This is a genomic window from Streptococcus sp. HMSC072G04 (genome assembly GCF_001813295.1).
In the GTDB taxonomy this organism is placed as follows: Bacteria; Bacillota; Bacilli; order Lactobacillales; family Streptococcaceae; genus Streptococcus.
Genome location: NZ_KV812019.1, coordinates 18,850 through 43,347, shown reverse-complemented (window position 1 = coordinate 43,347; position 24,498 = coordinate 18,850). Strand labels below are relative to the sequence as shown.

Below are 24,498 nucleotides of genomic sequence, written 5' to 3'. Positions count from 1 at the left end.
ATTATTTGTCTAACTTTTTGGGGTCAGTACATAACCGCCATGACCTATCTTATAAAGATAGCGAGCGATTCATGTTAGTGATCCGAGAAGCAATCTTTAGCAGGATTGCCTGCAACGACATTCTTATCGTGATAATGATACTCCCATACAGTCAATAGTCCGAGCGTGATAAAACCGTCGCAGGCAATGAGTATGGCTACATGAGAACCATGCAGGGGTGGAACTCCCGTGAGCTTTGCTAAAGCTGTTCGATTGCTGGTAAAACAACTTTTATGAAATCCAAATAAGTGATTTGGAAAGGAGGATTTTATGAAGCAGACTGACATTCCTATTTGGGAACGTTATACCCTAACCATTGAAGAAGCGTCAAAATATTTTCGTATTGGCGAAAACAAGCTACGACGCTTGGCAGAGGAAAATAAAAATGCAAATTGGCTGATTATGAATGGCAATCGTATTCAGATTAAACGAAAACAATTTGAAAAAATTATAGATACATTGGACGCAATCTAGCGTCGCCAAAGGGTCTTGTATATGATAAAATAGTATTAAGTCGTATCAAGGCTCTTTCCATAAAGGAAAGGAGCAAATGCCATGTCAGAAAAAAGACGTGACAATAAAGGTCGAATCTTAAAGACTGGAGAGAGCCAACGAAAAGACGGAAGATACTTATACAAATATATAGATTCATTTGGAGAACCGCAATTTGTTTACTCGTGGAAACTTGTGGCTACAGACCGAGTACCAGCAGGAAAGCGTGATTGTATCTCACTTAGAGAGAAAATCGCAGAGTTACAGAAAGACATTCATGATGGTATTGATGTTGTAGGAAAGAAAATGACACTCTGCCAGCTTTACGCAAAACAGAACGCTCAAAGACCAAAGGTTAGAAAAAACACTGAAACTGGACGCAAATATCTTATGGATATTTTGAAGAAAGACAAGTTAGGTGTAAGAAGTATTGACAGTATTAAGCCATCAGACGCTAAAGAATGGGCTATTAGAATGAGTGAAAATGGTTATGCTTATCAAACCATCAATAACTACAAACGTTCTTTAAAGGCTTCATTCTATATTGCTATACAAGATGATTGTGTTCGGAAGAATCCATTTGACTTTCAACTGAAAGCAGTTCTTGATGATGATACTGTCCCTAAGACCGTACTAACAGAAGAACAGGAAGAAAAACTGTTAGCCTTTGCAAAAGCTGATAAAACCTACAGCAAAAATTATGATGAAATTCTGATACTCTTAAAAACAGGTCTTCGTATTTCAGAGTTTGGTGGTTTGACACTTCCAGATTTAGATTTTGAGAATCGTCTTGTCAATATAGACCATCAGCTATTGAGAGATACTGAAATTGGGTACTACATTGAAACACCAAAGACCAAAAGTGGCGAACGTCAAGTTCCTATGGTTGAAGAAGCCTATCAAGCATTTAAGCGAGTGTTAGCGAATCGAAAGAATGATAAGCGTGTTGAGATTGATGGATATAGTGATTTCCTCTTTCTTAATAGAAAGAACTATCCAAAAGTGGCAAGTGATTACAACGGCATGATGAAAGGTCTTGTTAAGAAATACAATAAGTATAACGAGGATAAATTGCCACACATCACTCCACATAGTTTGCGACATACATTCTGTACCAACTATGCAAATGCAGGAATGAATCCAAAGGCATTACAGTACATTATGGGACATGCTAATATAGCCATGACGCTGAACTATTACGCACATGCAACATTCGATTCTGCAATGGCAGAAATGAAACGCTTGAATAAAGAGAAGCAACAGGAGCGTCTTGTTGCTTAGTAGTACAAATGAATTTACTACTTATTTACCACTTCTGACAGCTAAGACATGAGGAAATATGCAAAGAAACGTGAAGTATCTTCCTACAGTAAAAATACTCGAAAGCACATAGAATAAGGCTTTACGAGCATTTAAGAAAATATAAAAAGATAATTAGAAATTTATACTTTGTTTCAAAGAAAAATATGGCTTTTAGCTATTAGAGCCTGCGATTCTTGGGTAACCAAATGTCATATCGAGGTTATCTTCCTCGTAATTTTTGATCAATTCCCAGAAATCTGCAACTGATAACGCTGCAACTGATTCATGCCAATTGAATTTAAAAAACAAATCTAAGAGAAATTTGATTACTTGATGGGTTTTGGCTGTTTGTTCTACAGTATCAAATGTAATCAAAATTTTCTCACACAACGGATCAATTAATTCAATTTCAATACTATCATTTACAAAATTGAATGATACTTCTTGATCTTGATCATTCAAGATTGAAATATACTGATCCTCATCAAATGTTGAATAAAACATTCTAATATTGATTTCTTCATTGCAATTAATTAACTCTGAAATATATTGTTGAGTTAAAAAAACCACATACTTTTTATAGGTTTTCATTTTGTTTTCCTCCAATTATTTTTTTAGAAAAAGATTTTTTTATCCCTAGATTTACGGTGGCCTTACTCTCTTTAATATTATTAAATGATTTGGCTTTAGCATCTTCTACCTCCTTTTTTGAGGAACAAAAAAAGACAGTTCACCACTGCCTTTTTTTCTTCACTATTATTATGCCATTTTTTTGTAAAAATAAAAAAACGATTTTTCAAAAAAGGTACTGACTCCAAAAGTTTTATTCTTACTGCCTAGCTTTTGGGTAGCAGTTCATAATCTGATAGTGGTTTTATAATATTTTTTTATCTATCAAGAATAACTTTATATCTCCTCTTGTGTCCTCAGAACCACACCAACGACATTTTTGAAAATTATCCGTTTCATCAACATCAGAACTATATCATGATATGTATCAGCCAATTTTTTTAAAGGTTCTTTTAATGTATTTTTGATTTGCTGTTCTAACATAAATCTATCCTCAATTTTATTTTTCTATGTTGATTTCATTGACAGGATTACTTTATCATATCCTATGGACAAATAATGTCAATGTTCATTAAAATACTAACTTATTTCTCCCTAATTCTTTAAAATATCTTCCTGAGTTTTATGTTCTTAATATTTTACAACCAATTTTTACTATAAAGTCTTATAGCAATTTAAATATTGATTGAAACTTTTTAACACACTTAGTTCAAATACTTCTTAAAAAATACGTTCGTTTTTCTTACAAATCTTTTATATTTTACCACAAAAACACACTGAAACACTTGTTCTCAATGTATTTATTTCATATTAGGATAATTTCTTCAGCAAGCTAAAAAATTTATCGTTTGCTCAATATCTTCCTACTTTTTTGGTGATTACAATCGATAAGTTTTGGAATTCTCTTCGACATTTGAAAAGGACACTATCAATAATTAAATTAATTTAAACATATCAGACACATCTTGAATTTAAAATTTTTTACACGTATTAAAAAAATGTGATGATTTTAATTACTTTTTGAGATTTCTGATTTTCAATCTATATAAGAAACTTTAGTGCATTTACCTTCGAATACCATTTCAATTAATTCTGTTCTTATGTTACGTCGTTGACTTTTCTGTGTGTTTAGCGTTGACAGAAACGTATGTGTAAGTCACGCTAAACACACAGTCCGAAGTAAAACCGAATAACACAAAAAAGAAAAAATTTATTTTTTAGAATCATCAATTTATGGCATACTATTAGTAACTAAAGATTGATTAAGTAGAGACGTAACTAATATAGCTACGTTTTTTTATGTTTAAAAGGAGGTAGCTATCGTGGAAACAGCAGGTTTAAGCCGGGTTAGGAAAGAACCAGTTTTTGTATATCATTAACTTAAAAAAATAAAAGTGTAAATAATAGAAGCAATGTCAACAGCAGTTTAAGAAGATTTTTTAATTGGAACAAAGTAAAGAATAAAAGTATAAAAAAGAAAGTAAATAGCAAAAGTCTAAAAATCAAATACAAAAAACTAGCTTAACTCAGTCGCTAAATTAAAAGCATTTAAACCTGAAAAAGAGTAAAAAGAAAAAACAACAGATTTTTATCTGCAAGATGGAACTCTACATCTTATTTGAATTGAGTCAACTTGTCATGTTGTAAATGACCTGGTTATCTTCTTAACCATAATTAAGAAGCGCCCTCAGCAAAGGGAAGATACTACATCAGTGAATATAAGCTTAAGTCACTGCACTACTTCAACTTGAATTAAAAAGACCTTAAGAATTTTCTTAAGAACTTCTTTAAAAGTAGACAATATACATATAGAAAGGAAAGAACTATGGCAAAGAAGAGACGTAGTCGTGCTGAACGACGAGAAGCTAAAGAGAAAGCTAAGAAACGACAGATGGATTCTCTAACAACTTTTGAGGGTCGGAAACAATACGTCCAATCAAAAGGATTGACTAATCTAGTCACGCGCTTTAAAAAAGGAAAAGGTATCAAGCGAAATGAATCCAAAAAAACTGGCGAAGATATTTATTTAATTCATACAGACCGAACCTTACACAATTACGCTGGATCCTGGAGCAGATTCGCTTCCTTTGTCGCCGCAACAACTACTGCCGAAGATTTACAAGCTCTTGAGATATCTAACTCTATAGATGGATGGATTGACTTGGTAAATCAATACTTAGAACATTGTAAGAAATCAGGGCTTTCTGCTCCTACTCAGTCAACCTACAAAGCAGCGTTAGCCAAAGTATTGGGTGTATCTTCTACTACTTTTGTTGCAACGGATATTCGATATAGAGCCAACAAAAAGAATAATCGCTTAAAGTCTAACGACGACAGAATGTCTGAAGAAACAAATAATCGCTGGTTTTCAATTGTATCTGCCACTGGGCTACGAAAAAATGAATTAAAAGCAATTACTGGAGACTCACTCTACCAACGAGAGGATGGCCGATACTTTCTTAAAATCATTGGTAAAAAGCATAAAACAAAAGGAGCTAGAGACCGCTGGGTTCCGATTATTACACGAGATCAACAAGAATTAGAGAGGCTTGTTGAAGAATTTAGGCTAGCTGGTAAAAAGCGTGTGTTTCAAGTTCCATCTGCTTTAAAACCTCATAAATATCGTGCTGAATACGCAAAACGTCTTTATCTTCTTGTCGCACGAGATCCTAAAGACATCAAGGATAAAAGGGAAAAAATTTATCTAAGAGGGGAATTAAAAGGCGTTGTCCTCGATCGAAAAGCCTGCTTAATTGTATCGCGTGCTCTTGGACACAATCGTCCCGAAGAGTTTCAAAAATCGTATGCATATAAGTTAATCGCACAAGCAAACTAATAAGCACATTTAAAAAATAATTGTATATCTCTCATTGAAATAAATAAAGTAGGGAAAAACCTAATTTTTTCTCCAAACCCTTATCATTACGCGTTTTTTAAACAATTAAACATTGTGGATTTTATTGTTTTTCAAAATTTTTCCATTTTTTCACTATTTTTTTTAAAAAAAAGGCGTTTTCTGTCAAAAAAATGGCATACCTATATATAGGGAATTTAAATTGAATTAAAAATATACTTCCTAACAAAAATAATAGTAAGAAGGAAACATTAAAACATGAAAAGGAATACTAAAGTTTCTACTGAACAGAAACATTTAAATGAGAAAGAAATTCAATCTTGTTTTACTTTAATGAATTCCTTCTGGGGCTTTGATCGCATGGATTTTAACTTGGGTGAAAATCTAATTGTTGACATCGAAAAACTGATAGAATACAGCAAAAAGAATCCTGATAAAGTTAAAAAATTAAATTACAATTCAAATCAGATAGAAGATTTAATTATCCAATCAAGGGAATTCGGAAGACTTGAAATTGGAAAAATTTATAAAAAAGAAATCGGAGATACTGTTAATTATTCCTTACTACAACTGAATCATGGAGGTCTCAATTTTGAAACTCTCTCTATTTCTGCAATACGAAAGAAACTAATAAAAGTTATGACGGAAATCAAACAGCAAACTGGTATTTGGATTATCCCAACAACAATTAGGATTCATCAAATGGAAATCTCATTTACATTTGCTACTGATGCGATTATTCATTTTCAAACAAGAAATTTATTATTGAGGGCTCTATCTAATACATCTCAAGTAAATAAAAAAGTTTATACAAAATGTTCAACTCCCGAAGACCACCATATTCTTTCAAGTAAAAAAAATGAAAACTTGTTGCATGTTCTTTACGATAAAACAGCAAAAGCTGAACATAATAACCAGATTGAATCAAACGTATCTCGTAAATATCGCATCTATAGATACGAAATGACACTGAATGAACAAAAAATTAAAAGTGAATTCAAGAGTACTGACTTGGATAAACTAAACAATGATCAGCTCTATTCATTTGTATATAGTGTAATTGAGAAAGGATTGTGCAACTTTAAGATAATTGTTCAAACTTCAGTAAGAGATACCCAAAATAAGTTGAAAGAATTGTATGAAGAAAAAGGTAAAGATGGATATATAAAAACTTTTTTTGAAACTCAACTAAATCATGCTATGGATTATTTATATCCAATAACATTGGATGAATCTATTTTTTTATTTATTGATGCATCTAAATTTGTAAATCCAAAAAACTGTGCAAGAACTAAAAAAAATCTGATTAAAGAAAGTAGGAGGAATGATTTGAAAAATGAGAGTTATTTTCTTTCTATTATGATTACATGGCAAGTACTATATCTCTTTAGCTTAATGCTAAATAGTCTATATCTTGTTACTATCTTTGACTTTGGTTGTTACAAGAGTAATCAAAATAATAAACTCCATTTTTTTAAAATCCCTAGTTTTACTAATGAAGAAAAAGATAGTTTTATTAATGACGTTAATAAAATCAAGGATAAAGACATTGGTTCATCCCTGGATTCTTTTTTAAATGAAATTCAAATAAATACTTCTTCCATTTTAATATAAATTCTGATTAAAAAAATGGAAAAGTATTACTACAGCAACGTTTTCCTATTTTTTAACTCTTCAACCCTTGAAGACTTAAAAAAATCCAAACTAATTAAATTTAAATCTAATAGAAAGAAATAAACAGGACTATTTATGAATTTATTTATTCCAGACGACGAAATGGTTAGGCAACTTCAATTACTAATATCAGATACTGTTAAAAAAGAACTGGATAAATTTTTAGATATTAATGAAAATACCAATCATTTTTTAAATAAAAAGCAAACTTGTGAGTATTTGAATATAACAAATAATACTTTAGACAAGTGGATTAAGCAAGGATTGCCTTGCATTAAGATTGGTAAAACTGTTCGCTTTAGCAAATCTGAAATCAATCGCTGGTTACAAAAGCAGTAGAAATTCTATGGTCGTTTGTTATAATGTAACCATGGTATTTTCTAACTCAATTCAAAAGGAGAATACTATGTCAATTACAAAAACTAAAAACGGAACCTATCGCTTACGTGTCTATATTCCTGAGGATGTGAAGTCTTCACTAGGTGTTGATAAGAAAGTGATTGAAAAACGATTCAAAACAAGGATTGAAGCAAAAAAATATGAACTAGAACTTCAAAATAAGATTGATAAAATTCATAGTGGAGATTCAGTCTCATTAGAAAATAGTGGTTCTATCCTTTTTTCAGATTTCTATCAAAACGTTTGGTGGGAATCTTACAAAGCGGGTCAAACAACATCTACTAGCAAACCACCCTCACAGGCTACCATTGATGGTACAGAAATCGTCTTTAGGAAGCATATTTTACCTATACTTGGGAACTATTCGATTGATTTTCTCAATCAAAACAAACAAGTCATATTGAACCTATTAACTGCAAAAGCTGAAGAATACGCCAACTTCAAAGTTGTTAGAAGTTACGTTAATTCTATCTTTGATTGGGCGGAGGAGTTGGAATATATCGAGACCAACCGTATTTCAAAAACTATCAAACGTATCAAAGCAACTAAGAAAATTAGACTGCAAGAAGCCAAAAATGATGAGGACTTATACTTATCACAAGCAGAACTCCAAGCTTGGTTTACAGCTTTTGAAAAGGATTTAGAGACTGAAAAAATTCTATTCAAAGACTATGTTTTGTTCTATACTACCTTCTTTTTAGGAGATAGAAAGTCAGAGAGCTACGCTTTGCAATGGAAACATATTGATTTCAAAAATCAACAAATTCAATTGGTTCAAGCCTTAGATCGATATAAAAATCAAAAGTCAACTAAAGGGAATAAAAAGACGATTTTTTCGATTCCACAAGAACTTACCGACTTGTTAAATTCTTGGAAGAAGCAACAAAAATCTGAACTGGCTTCATTTAACATCATGCAAACTCCTGAACAGTATGTTTTTACGTATATTGATACAAAGGGAAATGTAAACAGTTGTCTCCATGCTGATTATCTTAACAACAAGATGAAATCTGTTAAGCGTCGTCATCCAGAACTCGCACATGCAACCCCTCATAAATTACGACATACAGGAGCTACACTCGCTAAACAGGCTGGAACCTCTATGGAAGCTATTTCTGAAGCACTCACTCATAGTGATACGATTACAACTAAGACTTATGTCAACACTTCAAACGTAATCCCAATGGCTGTTGGAGAAATTGCCTTTCGTAATCTTAAAAAGTAATGGTGTGAATTTGGTGTGAAAAGTGGTGTGAATTTTGCTAAAAATCATCAAAAAAACACTCCATGGTGTGAACCATGAAGTGTTTCGAAACGTTGATATAATCGTATTGATTAACGTTTTGAGAATTGTGATGCTTTACGAGCTTTCTTAAGACCTGGTTTGAAACGGTTTGGTTTCACGTGCTTTTAGATTTGCTTTATATCAGTCTATAGCATGACTTTACTATTCTTTTATTTTAGATTTTTTTGAATAAGTTTGATTGAATAAGGGAAATACTATAACATTACTTAAAAAATTGCCCTAAGAAAACATATTTTTTATTTGATCATTAATTAAGTTAGTTGCTACACTTTTGATTATCTCCAAAGTCATAGGCAGAGCATTGTCTTTAATCTTATTTTTTGTTCTATTCCACATATTATCTTCTCTTATTTTATCCAGAAAATCATGTCCAGCCCAAGTCAATGAACCTACACTAAAAGAATATATTCTATTATCTCCATATGTAGGTTTATAACTATCTAGGAGGCCTGCTTCAGCCAGTATTTTACAATGATAGGCTACTGTATCAAGATCAAATCCATCAATATTTAAATTGTATAGTGCTGTTGATTTATACTCTGCCTCAATCTTAAATAAAATCAATCGACATAAATCCATATTTCTTTCCATGGTGCTACCTCAACGCTGTACTTATCTTTATATTTACAGTATATTATAGAAAGAAATAAAGGTCCATCTTTAAAATGTAATGTAAGAAAATTTTTTCCGAAAAATAGATATTTTCCTGAAAGTTTTAAATTTGAAACGATGAACAAGTAAAAACAACCGGAAAAGAAACCGTTCCCGACTGGCTTCTTCTCTGGTTGTTTTTTCATTCTAACGATTTTTCCGACTTAATTGATAAGAGTACATCATAGGGATAACCACAATGGCGAGGATGACCAGCACCAATACATAAGAAAGCGCGAATTGAAGGCCAGCTTCAAGAAGGAGGATCAAGCCACCAAGCACCCACAACTTCCCTGCCAAGCGATGGGTTTTGTGCCAGTTATCTTCACTCTGTAAGGTCCAAGGCAGACGGATTCCAACCGTATGGTTCACTTTTAGCTTAGGCATGTAATTGCCCATGATCACAAAGATGAGACCCAGCAAAACTGAAACAAAAACTGATGGATTGGTAGTAGATCCTAGCGCCTTGCTATAGATGAGATAGGAGGTACTTAAGGAAACGATTGGGGTCAACCAGTAAATCGCTCTGATCATTTTCTCATTCATAGCGCTATTCTTAGAATCGCGACCGATCATAAAGATCATAAACAGATGCACCATGAGATCGAAAATAGGAAGACCAAACACAACCAGGGGTTTCGATTGGAAGTTATTGGCCTGGCCAGCAAAATTGAAGTGAATCGGGATTTGGTTAGGCAATTGCGACCAAATCATCAGCCCCCAAAGCATGGGGAAAAGGATCACCATAGAAGTTAATAGCAATAGTTTTTTATTCGTTTTCATCAGTAGAGTCTCCTTTCAAATCAACGAGCCAGACCATTAAATCCTCCAAGACAGAAGTATTGAGTTCATAGTAGATAAAATTCTTCTCTTTTTCCTCTCGAATTAAATCTGCCTGCTTGAGGAGGCTTAAATGATGGGAAATGGTCGCTCCTGCTACATCAAAGTGGCCAGCGATATCTCCCGCGGATAATTTCCCCGCCTTTAGCAGTTCTAATATACTTCTTCTTATCGGATTCGATAAAGCTTTAAATGTTTGCGCAAAATTCATTCTCTATCTCCTCTAATCTATTTAGAAATCTTTCTAAATAGATTCTAGTACTTTCGGATGGGTTTGTCAACTCTATTTAGAAAAAATTCTAAATAGTTTCTGTTGTAAAAAAATATCAGACCTAAGACCGATTCTTATAAACAGCGTCTTTTCTTAAGTTTTCTTTAAGAAATCAGCCTTATAATGAAACCATCAAATGAAGACCTCCTAACTTTGTTTGATAGAAAATCCTAAACTTTTTCATAATAATCTCCTATAAGAGCCACCAAAACCGGTGGCTTTTTCTATGGGAGTGAGAACTACGGTCCTTAGAATACTTAATGAGGTGAACTCAGAGAGTTCAGCTGAATTTAGAGATATTGATGCAGTTTGAGCGAAGCGAAAACTACGGTCCTTATTTCCTTAGCAAACGTTAGTGAGCTTAGGTACGTTGACGCAGTTCGAACGTTAGCGAGAACTACGATCCTTAGAATGGAATAAGTAATTTTACTGTTTGGAATGATGATTAATGCATTTTGTCAGACTTAAGACCTATTTTTTAAACACAACCTTTTCTTAAGATTTCTTTAAGCAAACCACCTTATAATAAAACCATCAAATAAAGACCTCCTAACTTTGTTTGATAGAAAATCCTAAACTTTTTCATAATAATCTCCCTATAAGAGCCACCAAAACCGGTGGCTTTTTTCTACGTACCTTAGTGAACGTTAGTGAGCTTAGGTACGTTGATGCAGTTCGAACGGTAGTGAGAACTACGTTCCTTATTCCCTTAGCAAACGATCGTGAGAACGACGTTCCTTCTCCTTCATTTGTACAAATACTCCAATTTATACTCGATCTGTGTTATAATGAAGAGAATTTTTGTCTGAGGAGGATTTATGAAAAAAACACATTCTATGCTATTCGTCCCGGGCATCATTATGCTTGGGATTGTTTTACGAACACCATTTACTACGCTTCCGACGGTCTTGTCTGACATCGCTGCTGGTTTGGGGGTAGATGTGAGCTCTCTGGGACTATTGACTAGCTTGCCACTTCTCACCTTTGCCATTTTCTCACCTTTTGCGATTCAATTTGCTAAAAAGTTGGGGATTGAGCGCCTCTTTTTCCTAGTTTTGATCGCGATTACGATTGGATCTGCCATTCGGATTATCAACCTCCCCTTCCTCTATCTGGGAACCATCTTGATTGGAGCTGGCATCGCCTTCCTCAATGTGCTGCTTCCAAGCCTGATTCAGGCGAACAGACCCCGCCAACTAGGCATTCTGACCACTTTGTACATCACTTCTATGGGGATGTCCACAGCGATCGCCTCTTCTGTGGCCGTTCCGATCACCAAAGCCACTTCTTGGCAAGGTTTGGTCAACATCTTGACAGCCTTGTGTGCTCTTGCTTTGGTCATCTGGATTCCTAACCTTCGCTACAACCACCATCTAAAAAAGACGGCTACTACGGAATCTAGTAGCAAGTGGTATACCAATAAATATGTCTGGGCTATCATGATTTTTGGAGGCTTGCAGTCACTGCTTTTCTACACAAGTATGACCTGGCTTCCGACCATGGCTGTTCAAGCTGGCCTTTCAAAGGTTGAATCTGGACTACTGGCCTCCGTGTTCACCCTGATCAGTCTCCCATTCTCCTTGACGATCCCAAGTTTAACGACACGCTTATCCGATCGCAATCGACGCTTGATGCTTACGATTGTTGTCGGAGCAGGGATTCTGGGGGTAGCCATGCTCTTAATCCCGACTAGCAACTTCTTCTACTGGTTGGTATTAAATGCCCTGATTGGAAGTTCCGTCAGTTCGCTCTTCCCTTACCTCATGGTCGCTTTCTCCATGAAATCCAGCACACCTGAAAAAACTGCTCAACTTTCTGGTCTTGCCCAAACAGGAGGCTACGTCTTTGCAGCCTTTGGCCCTATCCTCTTCGGCTACAGCAAATCTCTCTTCCACTCTTGGACACCTGCCATTCTTATGCTACTGGTCTTAACCATTATCATGGCGATTGCCCTTTATCAGGTGGAAAAAGTCGATCATATTTTATAACCATCGTCTGGCTGGAAGATTCATCTTCCGGCCTTTTTTGTGCATACAAAAAAAGAACTAGGCACTTGTCCTAGTTCAAAGTTTTATTATCCGTTAAATGAGATATGTACGTGGTCGTTGTGGTTTGCTGTATCTCCACCACGGTCCGGCATTTGGTTCCATGTATTAGCTGGTCCGTAAATGTTATTTACTGGCATGTAGAATTGTTGTTTCCAGATAATATATGAGATACCTGCACGGTCCATGTTATCAATCGCATACTGTGCAACTTGATCTCCAAGCTCTGAATTTGTTGGAACCATCACGTCTACTGCAAGTCCTTTACCATGGTCTTCTGGATCCCCTTCACGGTAACCACCGATGTTTGTGATACCGAATTTCGCTGCAATTTCTTGACGGAAAGCTTCCGCTTGAGGTTGAAGATTTGGATCAGTTGGAATAGTATTTCCGCTTGTTGGAGTTGATGCTACTGGTTGCACTTCAGGTGCTGCAGCAGTTTCTACTGCTGGTTGTGCTGCTGGAGCTTCAGGAGCAGAAGCTGGTGTTTCAGCAGGAGCTTCCGCTGCTGGAGCAGATTGAGGAGCAGCTGGCGCTACTTCTTGATTTTGTACTTCAACATTGACAGCTGGAGCACCGTAGTTTGGTGTTTCTGGAACAGCTGGTTGTGCTGGTGTTTCTGCTGCTGGTACTTCAACTACAGGAGCTTCCGCTGGGGCTTCTTGAGTTTCCGCTGCTGGAGCAACTGGAACAGCTTTGTTATCTTCGTTTACTGGTTTAGACAAATCGTTGACAGCGACTGTTTGGTCATCAACTGTCACTTGGTTTGTTGTCAAGTCAGCACTTGCAACGGTTGCATCTGTCGCACCTGCTTGAGGAGTTTGGATTTCAACTGAAGTTACTTCTTTTTGATCATTTACTGTTGTTTTCAAAACAGTACCTGGGTAGATCAAATCCATGTTGCTGATGTTGTTCAAGTTTGCCAACACATGTACATCGATTCCAAGCGCTTCTGCGATCGAACTCAATGTATCACCATATTTGATGGTATAAGTTTGTTGGTTTTCACCGCTTTGTTGGATATCATGTTTGATTTCATCTACTGAGCGAGCTACCCAATCTTCAAGTGTTTCTGCAGTGGCTTTTGTAAATGGAATCACTGCAAGAGCTACTGTTGAAGCGATCAAGGCTTTCGTATTAACTTTTAATTTCATCTTTTATCCTCTTTTTTCTTTGTTTTTTGTTCAAGATTTTCTTGGACAAATGAACTACTATACTATCTTATCACAATTTAAAAATAATAAAAGGCCTTTTTGGCTATTTAACAAAACTGTATTTTTCTTGTAACATTTCGTCTTTCTTGTCACATTGTTACAAACTAGTAACATAAAAAGGGGTGGTGGAAGAAGAGTTCGAGGGCGTAAAAAAGCCTCATCAAGGAATGGTTTCTTGATGAGGTTCTTGTCTTTTTCAAGTAATTGAACACGCCTACAACTCTTTGTATCTTATAACTGAACACGCCTACAACTCTTTGGAAAAAGATAAATCCAACTAGAAGCAGACGCTTCATCGTTGGATTTCCTATTTTCCTTTGAGTTGCTTAACGGCTTTGTATCTTATTTTACCTTCATGATTCTGACGAGGTTGGCGCGTTCGGCTTCTTCGAGTTTCATTTCGATATAATAGATAGTCTCTTTGAGGTCTGGGATGGTCGCATACTCGAGTCCGTTCACTCGACGGCGGGTTTTCTCGATTTCATCTGCCATGAGTTGGCAGCTTTTTTCGATTTCCGCTAACTTAAGCAAATCTGGGAGTAGATCCCCCATTTCTTGAATGGTGCTATCCATTTGACTGTTGGAGGCGAGGTAGCTATAAACCACGTCCCCTTCATCATCTCCGTATGGATTATCGATACGGGCATGGAGCTTAGGCACGCGCACACTCATAACATTTTCTTCCTCGATGTGTAGCATCACTTCTCGAGTCGGTACAGCGAAGATTTCTTCTACCATGAGGTCACTCTCTAGGGACTTGGCCATCACGAAATCTTGCATATTGCCCACCAGCGCTGCCTCCACCTTTTGGCGCAGGCGATTATTCTCACGCACAGCTTCAATAAAGCGGCGCATGAGTTCATCCCGCTTATCCTTGAGCAACTTGTGCCCCCGGGTTGCTGTCTTGAGGCGCTCTTTGAGAATATTAAGCTCCATCCGAGTTGGTTTTACATTTAATCGTGCCATAGGCTAATCCTCTTTGTTTGGCAGATACTTGTCAATCATCTCATCCTTGATCCGTTTAAGCTCTGTTCTTGGAAGGATGGATAAGAGTTCCCAACCGAGATCCAAACTTTCCTCAATCGTCCGATTGGTAGTGAAACCTTGGTTGATGTATTCCTGCTCAAAGCGATCCGTAAATTTGACATAGAGCTTGTCAGTATCTGACAAGGCAGACTCCCCAAGTACTACAGCCAGTTCTTTGGCTTGTTTTCCTTGGGCGTAGGCCGCAAAGAGCTGGTTCATGGTCGCCGCATGGTCTTCCCGAGTTTTGCCTTCACCAGACCCCTTGTCCTTCAAACGAGAAAGGGATGGAAGAACATTGATCGGTGGGCGGTAACCACTATTGTAGAGATCGCGAGACAGAATAATCTGACCTTCGGTGATGTAGCCTGTCAAGTCAGGGATAGGGTGGGTGATGTCATCTTCTGGCATAGAGAGGATCGGAATTTGGGTCACAGATCCTTTCTTTCCAACCAAGCGTCCTGCACGTTCGTAGAGGGTTGAGAGGTTAGTATAAAGGTAACCTGGATAGCCCCTACGACCTGGAACTTCCCGGCGGGCAGCGGAGACTTCCCGAAGGGCTTCACAGTAGTTGGTCATATCCGTCATGATAACCAAGACGTGCATGTCTTTTTCATAGGCCAAATATTCGGCAGCGGTCAAGGCGATCCGAGGAGTCGCAATCCGTTCGATAGCTGGGTCATTAGCTAGGTTGATGAAGAGGACAGAGCGGTCAATGGCTCCTGTCTCCCGAAGGTCGTTCATAAAGAACTCGGCTTCTTCGAAGGTAATCCCCATAGCCGCAAAGACCACGGCGAAGTTTTCTTCCGAATTAAGCACAGTCGCTTGACGAGCAATCTGAGCCGCCAATTCCTTGTGAGGGAGACCAGAACCTGAGAAGACTGGGAGTTTTTGTCCCCGAACCAAGGTATTCAAATGGTCAATGGCTGAGATTCCTGTCTGGATAAATTCATCCGGATAGTCCCGCGAAACAGGGTTAATAGCTTGTCCATCAATGTCCAAGTACTTCTCTGGGATAATCTCTGGACCGCCATCGATGGGTTTGCCCATCCCGTTAAAGATGCGTCCGACCATGTCTTCAGACACAGGAAGTTCTAGGGGACGTCCAGTAAAGCGGACCTTGGCTTTTTCCAAGTTGATCCCGCTAGATCCTTCAAAGAGCTGGACCATGGCCTTATCTTCTTGGACTTCGAGGACTTGTCCCTGACGGGTCGTTCCATCATGAAGCTTGATTTCTACTAGTTCATTGTAGTGAACCCCTTCGACCTGATCGACAATCATCAAGGGGCCAACAACTTCGCTGACAGTACGGTATTCTTTAATCACGCTCATTGTCTACTCCTCCTTTTGCGACGATTTGGTGTAGGGTTTCTACGATTTCTTCTTTCAAAGCTTGAATGGTTGCCAACTGGTCCTCATGGATGAACTTGCTCCGGGCAATGCGGTCTCGAAGAGCCACGGTTCCTTCCATGATTTCTGTGAAGTAAGCCCCTAATTCTAGTGCTTTTTGACTTTCTTGGTCAAAGGTCAAAATGTTGGTCAACAAGGCCACCTGCTTGCTGAAAGAGGTATAGGTATCGACCTCATCAAAGGCATTTTGTTGCAGGTAGTCTTCACGGATCATCTTGGCCGCATTCATGGTCAAGCGGTCTTTTTCAGACAGGGAATCCAGACCAACCAAACGGACGATCTCCTGCAATTCACTTTCTTTTTGAAGCAAATTCATAGCGCGGGTCACTTTTTCAGACCAGCTGATTTGTTCATGTAGATCGATATAGCGACCGACTTCATCTTGGTAAAGCGAATAAGAACTCAACCAGTTGATGGCTGGGAAGTGACGACGTTGAGCCAACTGAGCATCTAAGCCCCAGAAGACCTTGACAATCCGCAAGGTATTTTGGGTTACCGGCTCTGAAATATCTCCACCCGGAGGGGAAACGGCACCGATAGCGGTAATCGAGCCTTCACGCGCAGTGGTCCCGAGTGTCTTGACCCGACCTGCACGCTCGTAGTATTCGGCGATCCGGCTACCAAGATAGGCTGGGTAGCCTTCATCCCCTGGCATTTCTTCTAGACGACCAGACATTTCACGGAGAGCTTCTGCCCAACGAGAAGTCGAATCCGCCATGATGGCAACGGAATAGCCCATATCACGGAAGTATTCGGCAATAGTAATCCCTGTGTAGATGGAAGCTTCCCGCGCCGCTACTGGCATGTTTGAAGTGTTGGCGATCAGAACAGTCCGTTGCATAATGGATTGACCGGTCGTTGGATCGATCAATTCTGGAAATTCATTCAGAACGTCCGTCATTTCATTTCCACGTTCCCCACAACCAACGTAAATTACGATGTCTACATTGGCAAACTTGGCCACCTGGTGTTGCACGACTGTTTTCCCAGCTCCGAAAGGACCAGGAACAGCTGCAGCTCCACCTTTTGTCACAGGGAAGAAGGTATCGATGACCCGTTGACCGGTAACCAAAGGCTCTACTGGAATCAGTTTTTGTGCAAAGGGACGGCCTCGACGAACCGGCCATTTTTGCATCAAAGTACCAGTAAAGAGACTGCCATCTGCCTGCTCGATCTCATAAACTGGCTCTTCCACTGTGTAAGAACCTGCTGCGATCTTGGTTACACGTCCACTGACACCAAAGGGTACCATGATGCGGTGTTCCACCATATTGGTCTCTTGAACGGTACCGACGATGTCTCCTGCAACCACCTCTGTCCCTTCTGTCACACTTGGTTCGAAGGCCCATTTGGTGTCCCGATCTAGATTTGGAACTTGCACCCCACGAACCAAAAAGTCACTGGCAGTCACTTCTTGGAAGCGTTCCAAGGGGCGTTGGATCCCGTCAAACATCTGAGAGATCAAGCCTGGTCCCAATTCAACAGAAAGGGGAGCTCCGGTTGTGACAACTGGTTCTCCTGGACCAACTCCAGACGTTTCTTCATATACTTGGATAGAGGCTTCGTCCCGCCGCATCTCAATAATTTCGCCAATCAAACCAAGATCGCCGACCCGGCAAATGTCTTGAATATTGGCCTCCTGCATCCCTGATGCAACCACCAAGGGACCGGAAACTTTGATAATTTTTCCTTGAGTCATGTATTCCTCCTGGGAATCCTTTGTTTCTTTGTTTTACTTTTGTGCTATCTCTCTTAGAGCTTGCTTTTGTTGGCCATTGGCATCGAAATTGCTTGGATCCAACCAGGCTTCTAGCCGCTGTTTGATAGCTGGCCATTCTTGGTCAATGATGGACAACCAGTCTGTATCACGGGTCCGACCTTTATAAACAACAGCCTGACGGAAACAGCCTTCATAGGTGAATCCTAAGCGCTCAGCTGCTTTTCGAGAAGCTTGGTTTAAGGCATCACATTTCCACTCATAACGGCGGTAGCCTAAATCTTCAAACACGTAGCGCGCTAACAGATACTGGGCTTCCGTAGCCATGCGTGTCTTTTGGAGTGCTGGTGAGTAGGTCACTGCTCCGACTTCGATCACCCGGTTGGCTTGATCGATCCGCATGAGAGAGAATGTCCCTAAAGCCTTGCCTGAATCTTTGTCTACTATCGCATAGTAAAAGCGACCTTGAGCTGTCATGAGATCATCTAACAAGTGGTCCCACTCCTCTTCATTGCGGGCAGGACCTTTGAACAGAAAGGTCCACATCGCTGCTGGAGAGTCCGGCCCGTAAACCTGATAAAGATCTGCTCCATGTTTTTCTTTTGAGAGGCGCTCGATCACGGTATAGCGACCTTCGATCCGCTCAATAGCTGGCAAGCGCCCCGGTGTAAACTCCGACAGTGCATCGCCAATCGCTTGGCCAAATTCATTTGTTCTCATAAAATATCCTGTCCTACTGCTTTTTCGACATTATCACGAATCCGCTGTTGGCCCAGTCCCGTAGTTCCTCTATGGGTCGGGATAAGGATCAGAGCCGGAGTCAGCTGCTGGTCGTAAAAAGCCACTGTATCTGGAATGGCCTGAGCAATATCCTCTGTTAGGTAGATAATCCCGAAGTTTTCTCGACTGAGTTTTCGCAGGGTATTGATCGCTTCTTGCGGCTCTGTGACCGGATAGGTTTGAAAGCCAATCAGGCGAAAAGGAAGGATGGCGTCCCGATTGCCCACAACGGCGATCTTATAGGTCTGTTTGTCCATAAATCGGTCTCATCCTTTCTTTGATTTCTGCTAGCGGAAAACCATTGTCCAAACCAGAGAGGACCAAACGAAGGTTGGTTACCTCTAACTCTTTTCCGTTAAGATAACGAACAAGAGGGAGTGGTCCATCGACTTCAAAACGGCCAGCGTCTAGAAGACTGAATTTCACCAAACTCTCTAAATACTCCAACTCTACGGTCTTTAGTTGACCGGTGCGCATCTTTTCTTCATAAGTCTCTAAGGCGAGATCGTAGTCCAGCGGATTAACTTGATAAAACCAGGTCAACCACTGACCGGATTCTAGCAGGTCGATCACCTGATGGGCACTGAGGCTCCCTTCATCTGAAAGTAATTGGTGCATAAAGCTATGCGGTTTTTGCTGATCCAAGGCCCGCTTAACTGTAATCGCATTGTAAAAGTCAATGGTCACGTCCACCAACTGCTTCAGAATCGGATGATCTAGGCTGTCCCCTAAGTATCTCAGATGTTTAAAATAAGCTAAGTCCATCCCAATTTCGAGGACCCGCAAGTCCTGATAGTCTTGGAATTCTTGCCAGGTTGCAGCCACTTCTTCCGCCATAAAGGCCGGACAATGCTCTGCAGAAAAGGTCGCCACCAAATGCTCGAGCACATCGAGAGAATAAGGACCGATAGGGATCAATAAGTGCCCCAACTTGCGCTCTGTCGCCTTGTGTTTTAGATAAACCTTGAGATTATGATAGGTGTACTTCAAGGTAAACAGGCTAACCAGGTCTGACTGAGGGCTTACCTCAAAAGCCCATTGGTATTCTGCCAACAAGGCTGCCATCAGGCGGGCTTCAAGGGCTGATAAATCCTTGATCTCCTTGCTATCTAAAGCATAAGGTGTTCCTTGTAGCAAGCCTTCTCGGCTCTCACTAGAGGGACTTGCAAGCAACTGCTCGAACTGACTGGGACTGACAAAACTAGCCTCACGTACGCTGATTCCTGTATTGACTTGAGAATAGGTCCGTTCGCTCATTGCAACCTCCTAGTTCTCTTCATCTGTGAAAATGCTGGCTGCCATCTGGTAGCTTTCTTGCTCCCAAATGGAATCCACCAAATCACGGTAGAGATAGTTGTCATCAATCTTCCCAACCGACAAGACAAATCCTGCTTGAGCTGGGATCGTTGCATCTGCAACTGTCACATTCTGATGCGTCTTCTTCAATCTCTCGAGAGCTGCTGAATCAAATTTAGCAGCGCTCACCGCCCCGAAGGTCAGGGTCACAACTTGTCCCTGATAGCGATCTAAGACCGCATCTACAAACTGCATTTCCTTTTCAAGGGGCCAAGCCACCATCGCTTCATAAGCATCTGCAAAGAGATCCTTTAAGACTCGTTGCTTGGTGACAAGGGTGGATTGGCGTTTTTTATTTTCGATTTGTTGGGTTTCACGTTGCAATTGACGTTGAATCCGCTTGAGCTGCTCGGAGCGTTGATTGAGTTTGTCTTGAATCAAACGCTCTTCTTGCGCAGTCTCTTCTTTTAGGATGGTTTCCTTGGCCTCTTCTAAGAGTTTACGCCCTTTTTCGTGGGCTTGGGCCAAGATCGAATCCTTTAATTGGGTTTGTTCATCCATATCGTTTTTTCTCCTATTGCATGCGTCTTGTGTTTTTCGCCTCGTAAGGCGAATCCATCAAAGCTAGCTCTTAGCCGACGCGTAGGGTCAATAGGAAGGACACAACGAAGGCCAAGATGGCATAGGTTTCAACCATGGCCGCAAGGATAACCCCTTTCATCATGTCTTCAGGACGTTTTGCCAAGATTTGCATCCCTGCTGTCGCAACATTTCCTTGGTGTTTTGCTGAGAAATAACCAACGATCGCAACTGGAAGAGCTGTAAAGAAGTAAGCAACTCCTGTTTCAAGTGGCATATCTGGCTTAATTTGCAACCAGATCAAGATCCCGATAACGAACCCGTACAAACCTTGTGTACCTGGCAACAATTGTAAAATCAGGGCTTGGGCAAATTTTTCGGGTTGTTCTTTCAAGAGCGCTGCTGCTGCTTGACCCGTTTTACCAACCCCAAGGGCAGATCCCATCCCACTAAGTGCGACTGCGATCGCCACACCAAATGCTGCAAAGAAGGCGCCCCCATGGGCTGAAAAATATGATGCTAAAGATTCCATGAATATACTCCTATTTATTAAAGATAATACTTATTTTTTTGTTTTAATATAGCGTTCAGAAGGTTTAAGAGGACGAAATGGCTTGCCTCCTCCTTCGTAGAACTTACCGAAGAACTCCACAAAGATTAAACGGGCTCCATGCACATACCCTGACAAGAAGGACAGGAACATATTAATGGCATGTAGGACGATAAAGAGCACAAGCCCTACCGTAAACCGTCCAAGCGGTGGAAAGAGATTAACAATAAGGTTGAAGGCCGAACCGATACTCGCTCCAGACAAGCCCAAGGCCATCAAACGGGTGAAGCTGACCAAGTCTCCGACATAGCCACTAACATTGTAGAGGTTAAAGAGACCAGACGCTAAACCGGATAGCTTCTTGGCACTGACAATGGAAACAATCAAGATCCCAATGGCATTCAAAATAGCCAGCCACTTGCCAATCGGAACTAGAAGGCTCATCCCTGGCAAGATATTGCCTACTGCTAGAAGCATTAAGCCAAGTAGGATCAAGACCCAAGCAAAGCCAGCATTATAGGCTTCGGTGTAGTCTTTGAGGCGAACATTTTTCATTCCTCCTAGGAAGAGGCCCACTAAGACAGTGACAAAACCAAAGACCACTGAGAGGATCAGGATGGTCATGGCGTTACTGGTCGTACTGATCAAGGCAAAAGGCATCTCAAATCCAAAGAAAGAGCCATAGACCACACCCCAAAGGGCAACTGAAATTCCGAGGAGACTGAAGAAACGAAGGTTCTTGGCTGTACCAGGCTTGAGCTTGAAGGCTTTAAGGGCAAAACCTGTCGCCACCGTTAGCAACAGTCCATAACCGATATCTGCGACCATCATGCCAAAGAAAACAAAGTAGAAGAGAGAAACGATTGGTGTCGGATCTTTCTCGTAATACTTAGGCAGGGCGTACATCTCTGTGACTAATTCAAAGGGCTCTACCAAGGCATTATTTCGCAACTGGATCGGAACGTCATCCCAATCTTTTTCCGTCACATCGCGCGTCTCTAGTAAGACCCGAGAACCAAAACCTTCTTGCAAGAAATCTCGCAATGAGGCCACTTGGGATGTTTCAATCCAACCCTCTAGGGCTACCAAGCTTTGCGTGCTGGCAAGAAGCGACTTGGCTTCCTCCCGAGCTCCCGAACTCAGCAAGTAATCCATCTGGTACTTGAGCTGGTCCAACTCCTTCTGGGAGTTTTGCAACTCGGCTAGGGTTGCTGCAACTACAGCTTCTTGCTCTTTGATTTCCCCTTCTAGGCGATCCAAGTAGGCGGCCGGGACCTGCTCTTCTTCATAGTCCAATTCTTTGAACCCATGGTCTTCCAGAAGCTCCTGAACAGCTACACGATCTCCCGAACGATACAAGATGACATAGCCGTGTTCAGTTTCAGACGTAAAGACTTCTTCTAACTTCAGCTCAGGATGAGCTTTTAAGGAAGAACGAACGGCGTCTGTATCGCTATTGGGAATGGTCCCGATCAAGCCATGCACATAGTGAAAAGTAGCGAGAGCAGCTGGCGTCACCTCTAACGGTCGCCATTTTTCTAAGCGCTCTATCTCTCCCTTTGCATCCGCAATCTTCTGACGAGCCTTATCTAACACGTGCAATTGGCGTTTCAACTTGGTCAATAGGAGATCCTCGTCTCGAATCATCCCATGGGCCTGCAAGTCATCAAAAGACAAGCTTAAGGGTTCTTCCTTTAGAGCTTGCAGAGCCTTCTTCTCAGGCATGTAAGGCTCTAGAGTCTGAATCATTTTTTCAACTTGTTCTTGACGTTTTTGCAGCTCTACCAAGGCTTGACGATTGTCCTCTGTCAAGGGTTGAGACAAGGTATTTGCCTCAAAGGCAGCCTGCCATTCTTCATGCTCACTGAGGTCATAAATCTGGATTTTTGCCTCAGACTGTAGCGCTAGTAGGAGACTGTCCAAGTCATCTTTGGGTAAGATGAGGGACAGTTTTTGCATCTGACTAACGGCCATAGCTTGCTACCACCTTTTCTACAATGGCTTCAACTAACCCAGCTCGCTTATCGGTCATCGCCTCTTGTACCTTGGCATCATTGCGCGCAACCGTTTCTTCCAGATCTTTCGTTAAACGGACGAGTCTTTCCTGGGCGTTTTTTTCTGCCTCTGTGACCAATTGCTTGGTTTCCTCATCGTAATGCTGTGCCACTGTTGCAAGGCGATCGCGCGAATCCGTTCGGATTTGTTCAACTTGAGCTTCATAGCCTACGATCACGCCCTGAGCAGCTTGCTCGATCTCTTGCATCATCTCGAGTGTTGCATTCGACATCGTCACACCTCCTTATTCAACTATTGTTTTTCCAACAACAGTACAATTATCTTAAATTATACCACAATTCATAACGTTTGTTCAGGCCCAACCGGGAATTTTCAGAAAATTGTGGACAACAAATAAGACCTTAGTTTCAAGTTTGGTAGCGTTCTCTTCTTTTCGCATATCCTGTTCCTAGTTTCAGTATTTCTTGATTTCTTTTACTTGAATAAAGCGGTTACCCATGTTATAATGTGTAATATATTATAGGAGCATCCTGTTATTTCATCCTGTGAGAAAGGAGGATTGCTGTGAAACAAGATCAAGATTTACGAACCATTATCGCCAGCCATGAAGCTGAGTTAACGGATATGGAACGCGACATTGCTCAATATTTTTTATCATCCGAAGCACGACAGCACTCCCTGTCCTCTTCTCGTGTAACGGAGTTACTCCACGTCTCAAAGGCAGCTTTAACGCGTTTCTCTCAAAAATGTGGTTTTTCCGGCTATCGGGAGTTTGTCTATCATTTTAATGAGGAAACAAAGAATCAAAAACAGGTGCAAGAGCATGACGAACTCACTCTCAGTGTCTTGCAACGCTACCACCATATCAGTAACGTCACTGAAAGTCTGGTAAAAGATTCCCAATTAGATCGGGTAGCTGAACTAATCGATCAAGTAGACCGAGTCTATTTCTTCGGGATCGGTAGTTCCGGTTTAGTTGCTCGAGAAATGAAATTGCGCTTTATGCGACTGGGCGTCGTTTGTGAAGCCCTGACTGATCAAGATGGCTTTGCTTGGACGACCAGTATTCTCGATTCCTCTTGTTTAGTCATCGGTTTCTCATTGTCAGGAGGCACCAACTCCATTACAGACAGTCTCCTGGATGCCAAAGAAAAAGGGGCTAAAACGGTTCTTGTGACGGCTAACCCGGCTGCCATCCACCAAGGATTCACAGAAGTGTTACCGGCCGCACCTCTTCCTAGTAGTACCTATATCGATCGAATTTCTGCTATTTTACCACTCCTCATTGTGGTCGATTTGATCTATGCTCATTTCCTTAATAAAAGCCGAGAACAAAAGGAAATTGTCTTTAATAGCTACTGGGAAAACAAAAAACTTTCTAATCAACGTTCTCGAAAATCTTAATATGGTCTCCCTATTTAAAAAGCATGAAAGATCTGGTTTTCTTCATCTTTCATGCTTTTTTTGATG

General features: G+C 40.3%; 25 protein-coding genes. 8 read left to right on the top strand and 17 right to left on the bottom strand.

Features of this window, described 5'->3' with window-relative positions; translation table 11 throughout:
• Positions 1-74: 74 nt before the first annotated feature.
• Positions 75-326 carry a hypothetical protein gene (locus HMPREF2904_RS11920; RefSeq protein ID WP_001845478.1) on the bottom strand — a complete coding sequence of 84 codons (252 nt, stop codon included), beginning with the start codon at positions 324-326 and terminating at the stop codon, positions 75-77.
• Here HMPREF2904_RS11920 and HMPREF2904_RS05235 point away from each other — a divergent pair.
• Together HMPREF2904_RS05235 and HMPREF2904_RS05230 are read left to right on the top strand one after the other, a co-directional pair.
• Positions 310-513, top strand: a complete 204-nt coding sequence (locus HMPREF2904_RS05235; RefSeq protein WP_000814511.1) for an excisionase — start codon at positions 310-312, stop codon at positions 511-513. The two genes, HMPREF2904_RS11920 and HMPREF2904_RS05235, sit on opposite strands and share 17 nt — an antisense overlap.
• Positions 514-594: 81 nt before the next feature.
• Positions 595-1,812: a tyrosine-type recombinase/integrase gene (locus tag HMPREF2904_RS05230; RefSeq protein WP_001291561.1), complete on the top strand. Its 1,218-nt coding sequence runs from the start codon at positions 595-597 to the stop codon at positions 1,810-1,812.
• Between the two features lie 192 nt (positions 1,813-2,004).
• Here the strand turns inward: HMPREF2904_RS05230 and HMPREF2904_RS05225 are convergent, their stop codons facing one another.
• Both HMPREF2904_RS05225 and HMPREF2904_RS11735 read right to left on the bottom strand, forming a co-directional pair.
• Positions 2,005-2,424, bottom strand: coding sequence for a hypothetical protein (locus HMPREF2904_RS05225; protein ID WP_070660679.1), 420 nt, complete (start codon positions 2,422-2,424; stop codon positions 2,005-2,007).
• Between the two features lie 315 nt (positions 2,425-2,739).
• On the bottom strand, positions 2,740-2,886 hold the full coding sequence (locus HMPREF2904_RS11735; protein WP_176744608.1) for a hypothetical protein: 147 nt from the start codon (positions 2,884-2,886) through the stop codon (positions 2,740-2,742).
• Positions 2,887-4,228: 1,342 nt separating this feature from the next.
• On the opposite strand from HMPREF2904_RS11735, the gene HMPREF2904_RS05220 reads away from it, so the two are divergent.
• The 4 genes from HMPREF2904_RS05220 to HMPREF2904_RS05205 all read left to right on the top strand — a co-directional run bounded on the left by HMPREF2904_RS05220 (position 4,229) and on the right by HMPREF2904_RS05205 (position 8,555).
• The gene (locus tag HMPREF2904_RS05220; protein WP_070660676.1) at positions 4,229-5,239 is read left to right on the top strand and encodes a site-specific integrase; all 1,011 of its coding nucleotides are present in this window, start codon (positions 4,229-4,231) and stop codon (positions 5,237-5,239) included.
• 276 nt (positions 5,240-5,515) lie between these two features.
• Positions 5,516-6,871 carry a hypothetical protein gene (locus HMPREF2904_RS05215; RefSeq protein WP_070660673.1) on the top strand — a complete coding sequence of 452 codons (1,356 nt, stop codon included), beginning with the start codon at positions 5,516-5,518 and terminating at the stop codon, positions 6,869-6,871.
• 135 nt (positions 6,872-7,006) lie between these two features.
• Positions 7,007-7,270, top strand: coding sequence for a helix-turn-helix domain-containing protein (locus tag HMPREF2904_RS05210; protein ID WP_061411532.1), 264 nt, complete (start codon positions 7,007-7,009; stop codon positions 7,268-7,270).
• Between the two features lie 67 nt (positions 7,271-7,337).
• Entirely contained in the window at positions 7,338-8,555 is a 1,218-nt protein-coding gene (locus HMPREF2904_RS05205) for a site-specific integrase (protein WP_070660670.1), read from the top strand.
• A 300-nt stretch (positions 8,556-8,855) separates the two neighbouring features.
• Here HMPREF2904_RS05205 and HMPREF2904_RS05200 read toward each other — a convergent pair whose 3' ends face one another.
• The 3 genes from HMPREF2904_RS05200 to HMPREF2904_RS05185 all read right to left on the bottom strand — a co-directional run bounded on the left by HMPREF2904_RS05200 (position 8,856) and on the right by HMPREF2904_RS05185 (position 10,338).
• Positions 8,856-9,227: a DUF2513 domain-containing protein gene (locus tag HMPREF2904_RS05200; protein ID WP_070660667.1), complete on the bottom strand. Its 372-nt coding sequence runs from the start codon at positions 9,225-9,227 to the stop codon at positions 8,856-8,858.
• A gap of 207 nt (positions 9,228-9,434) precedes the next feature.
• Positions 9,435-10,070: an SdpI family protein gene (locus HMPREF2904_RS05190; protein WP_070660661.1), complete on the bottom strand. Its 636-nt coding sequence runs from the start codon at positions 10,068-10,070 to the stop codon at positions 9,435-9,437.
• Complete coding sequence (locus tag HMPREF2904_RS05185; protein ID WP_003009465.1) at positions 10,057-10,338, bottom strand: autorepressor SdpR family transcription factor; 282 nt, start codon at positions 10,336-10,338, stop codon at positions 10,057-10,059. The genes HMPREF2904_RS05190 and HMPREF2904_RS05185 overlap by 14 nt, the downstream gene beginning before the upstream one ends.
• Positions 10,339-11,216: 878 nt before the next feature.
• On the opposite strand from HMPREF2904_RS05185, the gene HMPREF2904_RS05180 reads away from it, so the two are divergent.
• Positions 11,217-12,386: a CynX/NimT family MFS transporter gene (locus tag HMPREF2904_RS05180; protein ID WP_070660658.1), complete on the top strand. Its 1,170-nt coding sequence runs from the start codon at positions 11,217-11,219 to the stop codon at positions 12,384-12,386.
• Positions 12,387-12,472: 86 nt separating this feature from the next.
• Here the strand turns inward: HMPREF2904_RS05180 and HMPREF2904_RS05175 are convergent, their stop codons facing one another.
• The 11 genes from HMPREF2904_RS05175 to HMPREF2904_RS05125 all read right to left on the bottom strand — a co-directional run bounded on the left by HMPREF2904_RS05175 (position 12,473) and on the right by HMPREF2904_RS05125 (position 23,299).
• On the bottom strand, positions 12,473-13,597 hold the full coding sequence (locus HMPREF2904_RS05175) for a LysM peptidoglycan-binding domain-containing protein (RefSeq protein WP_070660654.1): 1,125 nt from the start codon (positions 13,595-13,597) through the stop codon (positions 12,473-12,475).
• Positions 13,598-13,999: 402 nt separating this feature from the next.
• Positions 14,000-14,623 carry a V-type ATP synthase subunit D gene (locus HMPREF2904_RS05170; protein WP_003002380.1) on the bottom strand — a complete coding sequence of 208 codons (624 nt, stop codon included), beginning with the start codon at positions 14,621-14,623 and terminating at the stop codon, positions 14,000-14,002.
• Positions 14,624-14,626: 3 nt separating this feature from the next.
• Positions 14,627-16,012, bottom strand: a complete 1,386-nt coding sequence (locus tag HMPREF2904_RS05165) for a V-type ATP synthase subunit B (RefSeq protein ID WP_003002370.1) — start codon at positions 16,010-16,012, stop codon at positions 14,627-14,629.
• Positions 15,999-17,789: a V-type ATP synthase subunit A gene (locus tag HMPREF2904_RS05160; protein ID WP_041826169.1), complete on the bottom strand. Its 1,791-nt coding sequence runs from the start codon at positions 17,787-17,789 to the stop codon at positions 15,999-16,001. The genes HMPREF2904_RS05165 and HMPREF2904_RS05160 overlap by 14 nt, the downstream gene beginning before the upstream one ends.
• Positions 17,790-17,822: 33 nt before the next feature.
• Positions 17,823-18,527 carry a GNAT family N-acetyltransferase gene (locus HMPREF2904_RS05155; RefSeq protein WP_070660651.1) on the bottom strand — a complete coding sequence of 235 codons (705 nt, stop codon included), beginning with the start codon at positions 18,525-18,527 and terminating at the stop codon, positions 17,823-17,825.
• A complete protein-coding gene (locus HMPREF2904_RS05150) occupies positions 18,524-18,844 on the bottom strand; it encodes a V-type ATP synthase subunit F (protein WP_003009443.1) in 321 nt (106 codons plus the stop codon). Before HMPREF2904_RS05150 ends, HMPREF2904_RS05155 begins: the two co-directional genes overlap by 4 nt.
• Entirely contained in the window at positions 18,825-19,844 is a 1,020-nt protein-coding gene (locus HMPREF2904_RS05145; RefSeq protein ID WP_070660648.1) for a V-type ATPase subunit, read from the bottom strand. Before HMPREF2904_RS05145 ends, HMPREF2904_RS05150 begins: the two co-directional genes overlap by 20 nt.
• Before the next feature lie 9 nt (positions 19,845-19,853).
• Entirely contained in the window at positions 19,854-20,444 is a 591-nt protein-coding gene (locus tag HMPREF2904_RS05140; protein WP_070660645.1) for a V-type ATP synthase subunit E family protein, read from the bottom strand.
• Positions 20,445-20,514: 70 nt separating this feature from the next.
• Entirely contained in the window at positions 20,515-20,994 is a 480-nt protein-coding gene (locus tag HMPREF2904_RS05135) for a V-type ATP synthase subunit K (protein ID WP_003009435.1), read from the bottom strand.
• A gap of 30 nt (positions 20,995-21,024) precedes the next feature.
• Complete coding sequence (locus tag HMPREF2904_RS05130) at positions 21,025-22,986, bottom strand: V-type ATP synthase subunit I (RefSeq protein WP_070660642.1); 1,962 nt, start codon at positions 22,984-22,986, stop codon at positions 21,025-21,027.
• Positions 22,976-23,299: a hypothetical protein gene (locus HMPREF2904_RS05125; protein WP_003015405.1), complete on the bottom strand. Its 324-nt coding sequence runs from the start codon at positions 23,297-23,299 to the stop codon at positions 22,976-22,978. Before HMPREF2904_RS05125 ends, HMPREF2904_RS05130 begins: the two co-directional genes overlap by 11 nt.
• A gap of 293 nt (positions 23,300-23,592) precedes the next feature.
• Here HMPREF2904_RS05125 and HMPREF2904_RS05120 point away from each other — a divergent pair, with 293 nt between their 5' ends.
• On the top strand, positions 23,593-24,432 hold the full coding sequence (locus tag HMPREF2904_RS05120) for a MurR/RpiR family transcriptional regulator (protein WP_070660641.1): 840 nt from the start codon (positions 23,593-23,595) through the stop codon (positions 24,430-24,432).
• Positions 24,433-24,498: the final 66 nt, after the last annotated feature.